This is a genomic window from Microbulbifer variabilis (assembly GCF_023716485.1).
Taxonomy (GTDB): domain Bacteria; phylum Pseudomonadota; class Gammaproteobacteria; order Pseudomonadales; family Cellvibrionaceae; genus Microbulbifer; species Microbulbifer variabilis_B.
In genome coordinates this window covers 3978488-3991494 of the sequence record NZ_CP092418.1, presented here as the reverse complement: position 1 = coordinate 3991494, position 13007 = coordinate 3978488, and the positions used below count along the sequence as shown (strand labels likewise).

The window sequence follows — 13007 nt, the reverse complement described above, 5'->3', positions numbered from 1 at the left end:
AAGGATATGTGGATAAGTGTGCAGTAACGGCTTTTTGGGCTAGGCTTAACCCCGATTGTGAGGGTTGGTGTAATCGATATCCGGTCCCACTGGAACTATCTGAGTTGGATTGATCATTGTGTGACTAAAGTAGTAATGCCGCTTGATATGGTGAAAGTTCACGGTCTCTGCAACTCCGGGCCACTGGTATAGTTCGCGTACATAATTGCTGAGGTTGGGGTAATCCTCAAGGCGTTGACGATTACACTTGAAGTGTCCGTGATAGACGGAATCAAAGCGTATTAGGGTAGTAAATAACCGCCAGTCGGCCTCAGTGATTTTCTCTCCTACTAGATAGCGCTTTTGACCTAAAATATTCTCTACCCGATCCAGGGCATCAAATAAATTTGTATAGGCTTCTTTATAAGCTTCCTGAGTGGTGGCAAAACCGCTTCGGTATACGCCGTTGTTGATATTTTCGTATACTAGTTCATTGATGGTATCAATTTCTGTTTGTTTTTCCTCAGGGGAAAAGTTCTGCGTATCCCCGCTAATTTCATTAAATGCTTGATTAAACATACGGATAATTTCTGAAGATTCATTGCTGACAATACAATTTTGCAGCTTATCCCAAAGTACTGGCACAGTAACGCGACCAGTGTAATCAGCTTTATTACGTGTATATAACTGATGCAAGAACTGATAGCCAAATAGCGAATCACCACTGCTGCCCTCATCGGTATTAAAACTCCAACCATGTTCAAGCATATCCGGACTGACTACAGAAACACTGATGTGCTCCTCCAGTTTTTTTAACTTGCGGAAAATTAAGGTTCGATGAGCCCAGGGGCAAGCCAGAGATACATATAAATGGTAACGCCCGGATTCCGCCTTAAAGCCACCTCTACCACTGGGGCCTGCGCTGCCATCACGGGTAATCCAATTGCGCAGTTGAGCAGCTTCTCGCTTAAACGATCCGCTGGAATCTTTGGTGTCATACCACTGGTCTTTCCATTGGCCGTTGACTAATAGTCCCATGTTTCTCTCCTGAATCAGTGTTTGTGATAATCGGCCCTGAGGTAGCCAGGGCGAGATAAAAGTATGTTGGCTAAATTATCAAATGGTATTTTTACGCTTATCGATGCTTAAGCGCCCGGCGCCATGAGCGGCCAGTACCAGGAAGCCGCCAGCCATGGCCATGTTTTTAAAGAACATCAAAAATTGCATCTGATCGGCTAAGTTATGGTGATACAAGGCCGCGGTTAGCAGGCTGAATGCCGCAAATGCCAGGGCGGTAAGGCGAACATGGAAGCCGACGATCAATGCCAGGGCTCCGCCAATCTCAAATAAGATTACCAGTGGCAGAAGGAATTCTGGCAGGCCGCCCATAGCCAAGTACTGGGCGCTGCCCTCATAGTTCTGAAGCTTATTCACTCCCGCTAGTATAAAGATTGCTGCCAGGCCGATACGCCCACTGAGGTCGGCGATGTCTGCAAACAGATTCGAGTTTGTACTTGTCTGGACTGTGGATAAAGTAGAAGTGGTCATAGGGATGCTCCTCAAAATGTGAATAAGTGGATAACACTGGGTTTTGGCTAAGTAGTCGATGTCTTTAAGGAGCAGTTTAGTGATATTTAATAGAATGAAAATTGGTATAAATAGGCTTATTCATTCTAATAAATAGAAAAAAGGGGCTGTGATGTACTGAACACCTCAGAAGTGGTAGCCGATACCCAGGGAGTAAACAAATGGGTCTATATCCACATTCACCCGAATGTGAGAGCTATCATCAGCTCCAGAGTGAAAATGGATCTTTGCCTTGGTATCAATATCCAGATACCAAATAGCCGCGTTAAACAACCAGCGGCTCTCCCTGCCAAAGGCGACATCTATACCAACCTCCCCGGCAAGTCCCCAGGAGTTGTCCAGCTTGAGTCTTGCCCGTGATTCAGCTCCGAGAACTGTCTCAAAGTAGTTCTGGGCTACACGGTTGATATGCTCGCTGAAAAAATGGGTGTAATTTACTCCAACACCAATGTATGGCTGCACCCAGGATTCTGTACATACCGGGTACCACTGCAACATGAGGGTAGGAGGTAGGTGTTTGATATCCCCCAGGCGAACCCTGCCCAGAGGTTCCCCGGTATTCGGGTCTGGCAGGCCACTCACCTTAAGGTCGTGCTTGAATGGCAGTGCAGCCAAAAGCTCCAGCCCCCAGTGATTGGCGAATAACCAGGTGCCTGTAAAGCTCACGGAGTAACCAGTATCCACGTAAACTCGTGTATCAGGCAGTATGGTGCCATTTAGGCGCAGATTGTCGGAATCGTCGTTGGGAGCTACTGCAGCGGCGCCAACACGAACTATAAAGTCTCCTTTTTGGTAATCTGCTATTGCCTGGCTATTGGTTAATAAGGTGGCAAAGAGTGTTAATGCCAGTCTGAGCCGTATCATCTCTCACTTCCCTGAAAGTCCATCTGAGAAAGGGGGCTTTCAATGAGTGTAGACTTTAAAAAATTACTTATTTAGATATGTTTTTAAGTAGATGAATTGACTACTTCTAGTTAAGATCTAATAGGGTGGGTGGGATTTTGTACAGGTGATTTAAAGAATAGATACTTATGAGATCAAATATCTGAAGTATCTATTAAATTTCAATAAATGGTGCCTGCCAAGGCGGGCACCAATAAAATCCTAGATTTATCCTACTAAATAGTAGGGTGATTATTGTTCTAGTCTTAGCCAGATAACTGCTCTAGCAGATCTTTATCACTCTCGTACCAATATTCATTGCCGCGACCAAAGGTACTACTTGCGGTTGCTCTTATCGCTCGGTAGTGATCGTTCCATTTGGTGAACTGGGACTGAGCAAAAACATAAACGGCGGCAACTGACGCACCCGCAGTAGCGATAGTAATAGAACTAGTATTAGTCATAGCGGCGCCAAATGACTCCCCCATTAGTTCACCCTGTTTTTGAAGGTAATAGACACCTGACTTTTTACTTACCGTTGTCGCAAAACCAATTGCCATAGCCGTTGCTCCGATCTTTTTGATCTCTCCCCAGGAGTTGCGCCATGCCCCAGTTGTTTTGAAATTTCGTGTATTGATATTTTTATTTACATAGGTAAGACCAACGACACTACAAAGCTTTTCAATCTTATCGGGATTTGCGCCCACTGGGTTGGAAAGGAAGATCTTCTGACCTGCCATTTTCATACGCAATCCGCGCATGATTTCTTCATCCTTCGCCGCAAAACGGCTTAAAGAGGGGGCAGTCTGCAAGATTTCCAACGCTCGCTGGAGGGTTTTGGCACCCTCACCGTGTACCAACCAGTTGACTGACTCACGGGCATCAGCGGCCTGTTGTATCAGAGAGGTCAGACCATCGACAGATGGCAATGCACCGTGCTCTCCTTTGTTAATCCAATAGAGGGAGTAATGGTTGTCAACTTTGGTAATATCTCTGGGAAGTATCTCCGTTCCGCCATAAGCTTTTTCAATATGCTTAATTAGTATGCGGCCGGCTGAATTATTTGATCCGAATTTACCGCTCACTGCAGCATAGTGCGCACCATTCCATTTATGTTTATGCTGCATCTTATCCAGGGGAATACTATTTGTTTTCCAGGCGTTTCCATCATGTCGAACTTTGTAAACTCCTGTTGTTTGACTTCCTGTATTAGGTTGTAAAGAATCATCATAGTGGAGTTTATGGATCAGAACATCGCCATTATCAATAAAGTATTCAATGGCCATACCATGGCGTACTAGATAGCGAATAGTTCCAGCTCCATTGGCACTCTGGCTACTGCCAGTATCGGCATTTAAGCTTATTAGTGCTCGTAGCAGGGTGGCAGAATAGTAATTAGTTTGCGCTTCCTGTTTTACTTTTTCATACATCGGGTAATGGGCATTGTTGACATAAACATCACGGCCCTGTTTTGTCCCCATAGGAGCCATTTCAATTATTTTGGTCCAACCGGCACGAAATGCTGGCATAAGATCTCCTTATCATAGTTCTAAACTAAATCGCAAATAAATTAATCAGGGATTAAAATTTGGTGGTGGTGTTCCTTTTTCGACCACAACAAAAGAGTCTTCGCCAACTCTACTATTACCCTTGCGAATTTTATGGTAAACCCAGGGTTCCGGATCGCGGGCCTGACTAAATCTTGCTTCTGGGAATTGTCGCTTAATTTCTTCTTTTCGTTTTTGCATGGCCGGACTCAACTTTAAATTTAGCGTTGAGTAAGTATTCGTCATTAAATTTTCCATTGCGGCAATACTATAAGTGGCAGGGGCATAACCTAATGCGCTGAAGTTGACATCAATGAAATATTGGTCATCTATCGGAGCATAGAGTTGCGTGTCGTACACAGCTTCGCTAAAGGGATTCTCTCGTAGTTCTAGTTCGCTACATTTAGGATGTGCCTCACAGTACAGCCAGTTTATGCCATTTATGTTTTTTGAATGCCATTTGATAGGGGCTGCTTTGGGGATCATGTCGATTTCAGGGGGGCCGTAATGAAAATATAGATCCTTTAAAATCACCTGTTCAAGGTGGCTTGGATTAAAGCAGCTCATACTTTCAGGTAGATCATCTACCCGATAAACCCTAATTGATATTGTTAAAAAACCATATTCTCTGGAAATCCAGGGAGGCCCATAAAAACCCCAGTTGCGCTTAATAATGGATTGCCCAGGCATTCTTCCTTCCTGGTACCACTTTCCACGGCTCAAATCGTCATAAGCGTCCCGGTTATAGATATCAATACGGGGGCCATAATATTCCTCATCAATATCGGGCACACTGTTGGGTGGCAGTGAGATGCTAAGGCGGTTGCCGGACAAGTTGGCAGTCAGTGTTTCTAGTTTGTCTCGATTTGGTACAAACGGCTTTTTTCTGGAGGCGAAGAGGCGTTCAAACATAGACTTGGTGGTTCCTATCCACAACGCTAGCGCTTACGGGATTTTGGCCGCCGTATTATAGTGCTGGCTATATATTTTAAAATGCAAACTGCTTCACATTTTCATTGTGAGGGAGTTCCTTTTTGGGGTACGTTCGTGCAGTACGCGGGCAGGTTATGGATCAAGTATCGCTGGTGGGGAATAGTTTCTGTGAAATTTGGTAGATGAGTACCGTTTATCTTTTTGTTCTTTCATTTTTGACTGTTCGCTTCCGAAGTGTAACCAATATTTCAATTGACTTATAAAGCCAAATAAAGGTGCCTATTTTATTCGTGAATAAAATAGGCACCTTTACCCCTGCTCACCAACTGAATTTGATTGGTGCTGAATTAAGGATAGCTTTAGCAGAAGCCAGGTATGGTGAATGATCCCCAAGAAGTAAATCATTATGCCGAGTGCAATGAGAATACCTGCTGGGATAAAGGCGTCGCTTTGTTTGAACAAGCTGGAGAAATACTGGTCGTCAAAAATATTACCCTCAGTAGATAGTTGAAAAATAAAAAGGAAAAAATAGCTATACCAAATATTTGAGTTGATTTTGGACAGGTGTTTTTTCTGCGGTTCAGATATGAGAGGTTTGTCGGTCAGTAAGTACCGTATGCGATAAATAATGCAGGCTGAACAAGAAATAAATAAAAATGCAAGAAAGCTGGTTGCGAAAATGGTGTTGGCATTTTGCATGTCTAGGTTGGATAAGTGCTGGAGATCAAAAATGTCGCCTTCGGTGTACACTTGATAGATAAATAAAGTTAAATATATATAGCTAATATTTAATAGGATCTTTTCAAGATGTTCTCTTGTAGGCTTTGAGATTGATACTTTTCTCATGGTTCAAAAATTTTTATTCTGTTTAATTCATTGGTTGATTTGTTGATATTTTGCAAGTCGTAATAATAACATCAGTAGTTGTTTGTCTAGGGTGGGAAAGGCTAAAGTTCTCTGCCTATTGGGCTTGGCGCTCAGTTTTTTAGTTTTACAAAATCGTGATCCTATCTGAAATTGGCGGGCTGTTTAACATGTTATTGGGCGATCAAATAATGGGTTATCTGATCGCCACAATGATAGGAAGCTAAATAAGAATTTATTTAGCTTCTTGCTGTTAGGAATTTCTGATACTGAAATGCCGCCCCCAGCATACATAGCCCCACCAGCATGCAGACCACAATCTTTTGTATCAGGGAAAAGTCCTGCATATCCCATAGTACAATTTTTAGTGCAGCAATGCCGAACAACATAAGTGAGAGCTTCAGTAACTTTTTGGTATCAGGTTTTAGGGTTTGGAATAGTAGCAGTGTTGCATGTACCACTAAGGCAAATGATATTGCCGGCAGCCACATGGTTTCCAGTATCTGTGCCAATAGGGCAATATAAACTGGAATAGCTGTAAGGTGCAGCCCCCACAGATTAAACAGCCTTCGGCCGGGCCATACAGCTCTATTGGCGAAGTTGCGCTGATAAACCAGCAGCGAAGCAACTCCAAAGGCCACCAAATTATAAATTCCTATCATTGGTGCTTTATTGGAATTGACGATTACTGCTGCAACTTGTAACAAGGTAATAAACTCAAACAGGCGCAGACTTAGCATATAAAGCGGGGTCAACTGGTTGCGCAGCGGCGCTAATTGGGGTTTAAAAATATACAGACCGGCGAAGTACAGCTGGCATAGTAAAAGTGCCAGTGCAAAGTCACGGCTTAGCGCGTAGCTAATAATAAGTAGCGTTGCCGCAAGATAGTAAAAGGCCAATGGAAAGAGTGGCTTAAGTGCCCGGTGCAGGGCCAACCGCCAATCCTGGCCGACCGGCTTCCGCCGCAATCCCTGGCCGATCCACAACAGTGCAGCCATTGATACCAGCCCCAACAGCAACCCACTCAAGGCAAACCCTTGCCAGTTGGCGAACTCCTGCAGGGCACAACTGATTATTGCTACAAAGCTTGCCCCTGCGATTAAGATTCTCAGTTCCTGTTTCAATACCTCAAGCTTTAGGTGTGTATAGAGTGCTAGAGCGATAGCGCAAGATAGCCAAACGGCGATAGGGAAGTAGTCTCCCGCTTTATAAAGTACCGTCGGCAGGAAAAATGCCGGTAACAGGGCGTAAAACAGCTTGCGCAAATTGAGTGCCAGAGAAAAGCCTGTGGATTGCATATCCAGGTGTTTATACAGAGCCGCAATCATCCACAAGCTAAGGAAAGCCTCTACACTAGCGATCTTTCCATAAGGTATTTGATCATAGAAATGCAAGTTACCCACAATCGATGCACTCGCCAGTAGTGGGATAAACAGCAGTAAGTAATGGCTGAGTCCAAACCATTCACTAAATGCTGAGCCAGTGCGCTTGCCGTGCCAGATTAAAAAGCCCATCGGTAGCAAGGCAAGCAACCACATACCCTGGGGCCAAAGGATGCCAACAGATAGCAGAAAGCTTGTGGATAAAAACACCACAAAAGCGTTATCCGCGAAAGAGGTTAAATGGTGTTCTTTAGGAGTAATCCGATCTGCGCAGTGCTGCAACAGTCGGGTTAATGCGAAGGCAGCCGCACAGAGCGCCAACCAGTTACCCCAACCAGTATCTGCGCTTAATGACAGCAACATTGGTGCGGGAACAACGCCACCAGCTACCCAAGTCAGAGCTTGCCACAGCATGGTAACGCCAGCTGCAGATAGGGCGATGTAACCCTCGCTTCTTACACTGAGAAAACCAAAACGGGCACCGAGAAAAATCAGCAACAATCCCTCTAGGCACCAGACAATCCCCAATAAAGCGGGACTGCACAAAGCAAGGATTGCCAAGCCTGCCAGTAATCCACCGTGTAGTAGAGCCATATTCTGTACAATACGGGCGGAAACACTGGCGACGCTGTAACCAAACAGCCAGCGTGAATAAATGGCCAGAGCCATCCAGGGTAGAAGGTTCAGCAGCCACACAATGCCCAGTGCGTTACTGTTGGGTGCCAGCGACCAGCTGATGTGGATAAACAGTACCAGGTTTGCGGCAATAATAATCAGGCGTTTCCGTTCCAGCCCCCTGGACTCTATTAATTCAGCGTTTAGACCCCGCAAGGCGTAATGGGCAAAGCCATAAAAGAAACCGTGTAGTATTAGTAATGGCCCCCAGGTAGATGTAGCCTCATCCAGATTTGAGACGGAAAACTCCAGCATGCCTGCGCTCAGTACCATGGTTACGATCGCAAGCTGTGGCCAGCGTATTTGCCTGGACAAATGCAGCATCGCCAGGGCGAGAGCCAATAAATAGCTGAGATAAACAAGTGCGGAAGGATCAAAATGATTCGCCACCAAGGGCATAGTGGCACCGCCCAGCAGGGTCACCATAGACACCACTCGTGTCTCAAATAATAGGGCCAGTAAGTAAGAGAACCCTGTTGTCGCCACCAACAGGCCGACTCCAACAGGAACAGGCAGCAACTGATAGTAAGGCCCGGCAAAGTACCCACACAGGTAGAGAAGAATCACTCCGAGCGCTATCAGCCCAGAGCCGTAGTCGGCCATATGTGGCATGCGCTGGCTGAAAGTTACACCGCCAATAGTTGTGGCTGCCGCGACAACAAAGCCCAGGGCAACCTTGCCAGCCGGGCCCAAATAGTTATTGAAAGAGAACTGCAGCAAGTAAGCAAAGCCAAAGACCAGTGCCAGTATGCCGGCAGCGGTCATAAAGAATACCGGGGCCTTACCCTGGCGCTGGTAATGGCGATAAAAGTTTGCAAGGGGCTCCCACACGCGATTCAGTGGTTCCAGAGCTGGTGCCACTAGGCTAGCTAACCCTTCCTGCAACCAGGGTGTGACTACTGATACTTTTCTGTTTTCTTGTGGAATTGATTTGGATTCAGCAGACGCGGTTGTAAGGGGTATGTTTGCTGGCTGGGTTGGCTCAATGGTTTGCCGGGACTCAGAGGGGGAGCCCATAAGTAGGGCTAAATCATCCTCTAACCCAGTAGTGTTTTCTGACAAGGCATCTTTGTTTTCTGTATTGCCTCGCTTGAGTTGTGCCTCAAGGGCGGAGAGTCGCCTTTCGAAGGTCTCCAGCCGACGCCGGTTGTCACGTTCTAGAAGGGCTAGTTCAGCCCGGAGCGACAGCAGTTCACTTTCCATAACTTGCTCTTATCGTTTTGGTCGAGACTATCCCGTGTCTGTTTTTACAACAAGTCCTGGGGGAGCCTCTGAAAACCCTGTAGGCGGGTCTTGAAGACTACAGCTGCCTTGCAAAGGGCTATGGCCATTCGCTGCAAGCTGTGCCTAACACCTGCAGTCTTCAAAATCTGTAGAGATATTACGGAGTTACTCAAGGGCTCCCTAGTGAACTGCACGGGTTTAATCGATCATTTTTCCATCGTCTTTCTTTAATGTATCTGAGTAGCCAAAGATAAGGCCCAGCACCGGCAAGGAGATTTTTACTTCAAATTGGTAGAGCCCATTCACAACGGCTTTTCCAGCGGAAACCCTTGGCCTGAATATTGTTGGAATAGGAATACGAAAAAGTGACACATATTGCTGTAGCCATTGCCAGTTGCCACCCTCTGTTGAGACCCCTAGATGTATTTTGACAGGGCCAGTGGATTCCACCCAGTAACCACTTTGTTGGTAGGTCTTTACTGGCTGGAACTCTGAGGTAACAGTATGGGTTCTGGCAAAAGTGCGGGACCAAGTCAGTTTTTCTGGGGAGTGATGGATGTCTACAGAAAAAGGCACTTTGCCAGCTGTCGTTGGAGCCCCTAGCTTGTGCGCCATTCGTCGACCAATCCAGCCGGCGACGCCGGAACCAAAACGGGTCTCCACCTCCCCATACAGCTTGGCACCTTGCGTATGCAGGTGCTGCAAAAGTGGATTCAACTCACTAAAACTAGGCCCAAACCAGTTGATGACGGCAGTATTCACTGGTTAATACTTAAAGAAATCACTAGAACTCTTTTGTTTTCTGCAGTGTTCAAGCTTTAGGGCGAACCACGGCTCGCATTGCGCAGTAAATGGTTTTATCACCATCCTTAACCAGCACTTCAGAAGACTCAGAAATCACCTGGGATACAACGAGGTCTGAAACACTAACCACCTCCATTAGCTCTTCCTTGCAGCCTGCAATATTGGCGGCATTAGAAATGGCAGAATCGTAACTGGTTTTATGGGAGAAACCTCTCTCTTCCTCACCGCGGCGGCTGCGTTGAATACTTTGATAAGCCTCTTTGCCCGCATCCACGGTATCGCCAATAACACGGCCCGGTTTGACTTCGAGTTGCATGCAGGAAGCGGTGGCAAGAGTAATGGCTATAAGGGCAAAAAGTTTGTTCATTTTTCGATCTGAATCCATTTGACATTGAAAACTGACGTAGAGTTTTGAGACACGCTTGTTACGGTCGCAAAAATTACCCGCGGGATCTTATAGGGATATTGTCAGCAATCAAGTGACTTAGTGGGTAGATAGGCCCAACAGATGGTTAAGAACAGCCAGTCAATAAGTGAAGCCTGAGATTTGTCACAGTTCTCAGATTTTCCGGAACAGGTGAGGTTGCTTATATTTAAAGCTACCGGGTGTAAGAAATTTACTAGCTAGTACGACAAATCTAGGTAAGCAGTCAAACTTGCCTATTTATTGAAATTTTCAACCCTTCACTTGGGATATTACTAGCATGAAAGTATTTCACCGCACCCTGTTCTTAGCTATCTTACTGCTCTCTATGCCCTTCGCATCAGCCGGAGAGCCCTTCTCCGAAGAGCGCTTCAAAGAGCTGCAAGCTGCCAAGCAACCCGTATTGATTGATGTACGGGCAGACTGGTGCCCTACCTGTAAGAAGCAGGGCATAATTCTTGCGCAGTTCCAGGAAGATAACCCCCAGTGCGGCCTCACAATCCTTAATGTGAATTTCGACAAGCAAAAAGAGTGGGTAAAGCATTTCCGTGCGCCCAGGCAGTCAACTCTGCTGCTCTATCGTGGGGACAAGCAGGTATGGTTCAGTGTTGCTGAAACACGCGCTGATGTTATTCGCCAGAATATCTTTAACTCAGTTAAGGCCTGCGGCGAAAATGCTTGAAGTCAGCGCCATCCCCCTGGCCTTGATTGCGGGCACACTTAGTATTCTCTCCCCCTGTGTTTGGCCGCTGGTGCCAATGGTGGTTGGCGCCTCCAGCAGTGCTGGGCGCTGGGGGCCTTATGCGCTCGCCGTAGGGCTCAGCTTGTCATTTGCCCTGGCGGGAACTGTACTCAGTTTCCTGCTGGTCTCTTTAGGGCTGGACCCAGAGCTATTTCGCTATATTGCTGCAATCCTGCTTGTGGCCGTTGCCCTTATTCTACTGATTAAACCACTTTCTGACTGGGTGACTCTGCGTTTATCGAAAGTTACCGCTGGGGCGAGTATTACTGGTGATGGTGCCTGGGCCGGGCAGTTTGGTATCGGCTTTCTCACAGGAATTATTTGGTTGCCCTGCGTTGGTCCCACGCTAGGTGCAGCAATCGCGCTTGCTTCCATGGGCCAGCAACTAGGCCAGTCATTTATGGTGATGTTTTCTTTTGGGCTTGGTACCGGCGCTGCGCTACTGGTGGCAGGCGGGCTATCAAGGAAAATTTATAGCCGCTTATCACCATCAGTTGGTACTTTTGCTGTTGGCGGCAAAGTAGCACTTGGTGCCATACTTTTGTTGCTTGGGATTATGGTGTTGAGTGGCTTTGATAAAGTCCTGGAAACCTGGGCTTTGAACTGGATGCCTGAGTGGACTTTTAGTTTTTAATAATCATCTCAAAATAAATCACTATTTAGTCGAGGTGTCCAAAGCGACTAATAGTTATTTTAGTGTCTGGAAAAACACTGAAAATTACCTCAGGAATCCAAGAAGTTTTACGAGTAAGTTTAAAGCCCCAGTAACCTTCAATTACTGGGGCTTTTTTATGTCCTGTTAAGGAACTGTTAAAAATTATGGCTGGTAAGAAGGGTAATCGGTATAGCCTTCATCGGTACCGCCATACATGGTTTCCGGGTCAACCTTGTTAAGAGGCCAATCATTGCGAATACGTATGGGAAGGTCCGGATTGGCAATAAAAGGGCGACCAAAACCAAAGATATCTCCGTTACCCGCCTGCAGCACCCGCAAAGCCTTCTCTGGGGAATACTTGCCGGCATACATGATGCGCCCGCCAAAGATCTCTCGTACTTCCTGGTAGAAATTCTCGGGTAAATCCGGTGCGTTATCCCAATCCGCTTCTGCTAAAGATAGGTAAGCAATTCCTGCCTCGTTCAATAGTTTGATTGCTTCGATATAAGTTGTGTGTGGGTCACTCTCCACCAGGCCAAGATAAACACGGTCCTCATCGGTACTTTCAAACAGCGGAGCAAATCGAACGCCGAGTCGATCATTGCCTACCTCTGCTGATACCGCTGCAACAATCTCTTTGAGGAAACGCAGTCGGTTCTCCAGGCTACCGCCATACTCGTCATCGCGTTGATTGGTATGCTCAGAAATAAACTGGTTTACAAGATATCCATTGGCACAATGCAGCTCAACGCCGTCAAAGCCTGCTTCCAAAGCATTGCGTGCTGCCTGGGCATAGAGCTGCACCAGTTCTTTAACTTCTTCTGTTGTCAGTGCACGAGGCTCACTGGGTTCAGCCAAAGCACCTTGTCCTGGCCCTGTCTCAATAAATACCTTTACCGCATCTGCACGAATTGCAGACGGCGCAACAGGAGCCGTTCCACCCGGTTGTAGTGATGTGTGGGATACACGCCCCACATGCCAAAGCTGGGCAAAAATAATACCGCCTTGATCGTGTACGGCTTTGGTCACTTTTTTCCAGCCTTCGATCTGGTCCTGTGAATAAATTCCGGGGGTCCAGGCATAACCCTGGCCGCGGGGCTCAATTTGCGTGCCCTCTGTAACCATAAAGCCCGCACCGGCACGCTGAGCGTAGTAGTTGGCCATTAAGTCATTAGCGATGTTACCGGGCTGTGAACTACGCGATCGGGTAAGCGGCGGCAGCACAATGCGGTTTTTCAGGGTGTAAGGGCCCAGGTTGATTTCACTGAACAGTGCTTCGTTTTTCATAACTACTTTCCTGCTAAAAGCT

General features: G+C 46.5%; 12 protein-coding genes. 2 read left to right on the top strand and 10 right to left on the bottom strand.

Annotated elements, in window-relative coordinates; all coding sequences use genetic code 11:
• Positions 1-45 precede the first annotated feature (45 nt).
• The 9 genes from MJO52_RS17690 to MJO52_RS17650 form a co-directional block, all read right to left on the bottom strand.
• A complete protein-coding gene (locus tag MJO52_RS17690; protein ID WP_252083277.1) occupies positions 46-1017 on the bottom strand; it encodes a glutathione S-transferase family protein in 972 nt (323 codons plus the stop codon).
• 78 nt (positions 1018-1095) lie between these two features.
• On the bottom strand, positions 1096-1527 hold the full coding sequence (locus MJO52_RS17685; protein ID WP_252083276.1) for a DoxX family protein: 432 nt from the start codon (positions 1525-1527) through the stop codon (positions 1096-1098).
• Between the two features lie 165 nt (positions 1528-1692).
• Positions 1693-2430: an OmpW/AlkL family protein gene (locus tag MJO52_RS17680; RefSeq protein ID WP_252083275.1), complete on the bottom strand. Its 738-nt coding sequence runs from the start codon at positions 2428-2430 to the stop codon at positions 1693-1695.
• 284 nt (positions 2431-2714) lie between these two features.
• A complete protein-coding gene (locus MJO52_RS17675) occupies positions 2715-3977 on the bottom strand; it encodes a hypothetical protein (RefSeq protein ID WP_252083274.1) in 1263 nt (420 codons plus the stop codon).
• A 45-nt stretch (positions 3978-4022) separates the two neighbouring features.
• Complete coding sequence (locus tag MJO52_RS17670) at positions 4023-4907, bottom strand: hypothetical protein (RefSeq protein ID WP_252083273.1); 885 nt, start codon at positions 4905-4907, stop codon at positions 4023-4025.
• Positions 4908-5237: 330 nt separating this feature from the next.
• Entirely contained in the window at positions 5238-5774 is a 537-nt protein-coding gene (locus tag MJO52_RS17665; protein WP_252083272.1) for a hypothetical protein, read from the bottom strand.
• 257 nt (positions 5775-6031) lie between these two features.
• Positions 6032-9052 carry a DUF2339 domain-containing protein gene (locus MJO52_RS17660; RefSeq protein ID WP_252083271.1) on the bottom strand — a complete coding sequence of 1007 codons (3021 nt, stop codon included), beginning with the start codon at positions 9050-9052 and terminating at the stop codon, positions 6032-6034.
• 219 nt (positions 9053-9271) lie between these two features.
• Complete coding sequence (locus MJO52_RS17655; protein WP_252083270.1) at positions 9272-9835, bottom strand: DUF4166 domain-containing protein; 564 nt, start codon at positions 9833-9835, stop codon at positions 9272-9274.
• Between the two features lie 49 nt (positions 9836-9884).
• The gene (locus tag MJO52_RS17650) at positions 9885-10244 is read right to left on the bottom strand and encodes a hypothetical protein (RefSeq protein ID WP_252083269.1); all 360 of its coding nucleotides are present in this window, start codon (positions 10242-10244) and stop codon (positions 9885-9887) included.
• A 337-nt stretch (positions 10245-10581) separates the two neighbouring features.
• Here MJO52_RS17650 and MJO52_RS17645 point away from each other — a divergent pair, with 337 nt between their 5' ends.
• On the top strand, positions 10582-10983 hold the full coding sequence (locus MJO52_RS17645; protein ID WP_252083268.1) for a thioredoxin family protein: 402 nt from the start codon (positions 10582-10584) through the stop codon (positions 10981-10983).
• The gene (locus tag MJO52_RS17640) at positions 10976-11677 is read left to right on the top strand and encodes a cytochrome c biogenesis CcdA family protein (RefSeq protein WP_252083267.1); all 702 of its coding nucleotides are present in this window, start codon (positions 10976-10978) and stop codon (positions 11675-11677) included. The genes MJO52_RS17645 and MJO52_RS17640 overlap by 8 nt, the downstream gene beginning before the upstream one ends.
• A gap of 183 nt (positions 11678-11860) precedes the next feature.
• Here MJO52_RS17640 and MJO52_RS17635 read toward each other — a convergent pair whose 3' ends face one another.
• Positions 11861-12985 (bottom strand): alkene reductase, encoded by a 1125-nt coding sequence (locus MJO52_RS17635; RefSeq protein ID WP_252083266.1) that lies wholly within the window; start codon positions 12983-12985, stop codon positions 11861-11863.
• Positions 12986-13007 lie beyond the last annotated feature (22 nt).

Bases quoted from the DNA above. Each gene is read 5' to 3' on its own strand.
- MJO52_RS17690 (WP_252083277.1), bottom strand. From the start codon at position 1,017: ATGGGACTATTAGTCAACGGCCAATGGAAAGACCAGTGGTATGACACC.
- MJO52_RS17645 (WP_252083268.1), top strand. From the start codon at position 10,582: ATGAAAGTATTTCACCGCACCCTGTTCTTAGCTATCTTACTGCTCTCT.
- MJO52_RS17660 (WP_252083271.1), bottom strand. From the start codon at position 9,052: ATGGAAAGTGAACTGCTGTCGCTCCGGGCTGAACTAGCCCTTCTAGAA.
- MJO52_RS17685 (WP_252083276.1), bottom strand. From the start codon at position 1,527: ATGACCACTTCTACTTTATCCACAGTCCAGACAAGTACAAACTCGAAT.
- MJO52_RS17680 (WP_252083275.1), bottom strand. From the start codon at position 2,430: ATGATACGGCTCAGACTGGCATTAACACTCTTTGCCACCTTATTAACC.
- MJO52_RS17640 (WP_252083267.1), top strand. From the start codon at position 10,976: ATGCTTGAAGTCAGCGCCATCCCCCTGGCCTTGATTGCGGGCACACTT.
- MJO52_RS17635 (WP_252083266.1), bottom strand. From the start codon at position 12,985: ATGAAAAACGAAGCACTGTTCAGTGAAATCAACCTGGGCCCTTACACC.
- MJO52_RS17670 (WP_252083273.1), bottom strand. From the start codon at position 4,907: ATGTTTGAACGCCTCTTCGCCTCCAGAAAAAAGCCGTTTGTACCAAAT.
- MJO52_RS17665 (WP_252083272.1), bottom strand. From the start codon at position 5,774: ATGAGAAAAGTATCAATCTCAAAGCCTACAAGAGAACATCTTGAAAAG.
- MJO52_RS17650 (WP_252083269.1), bottom strand. From the start codon at position 10,244: ATGAACAAACTTTTTGCCCTTATAGCCATTACTCTTGCCACCGCTTCC.
- MJO52_RS17675 (WP_252083274.1), bottom strand. From the start codon at position 3,977: ATGCCAGCATTTCGTGCCGGTTGGACCAAAATAATTGAAATGGCTCCT.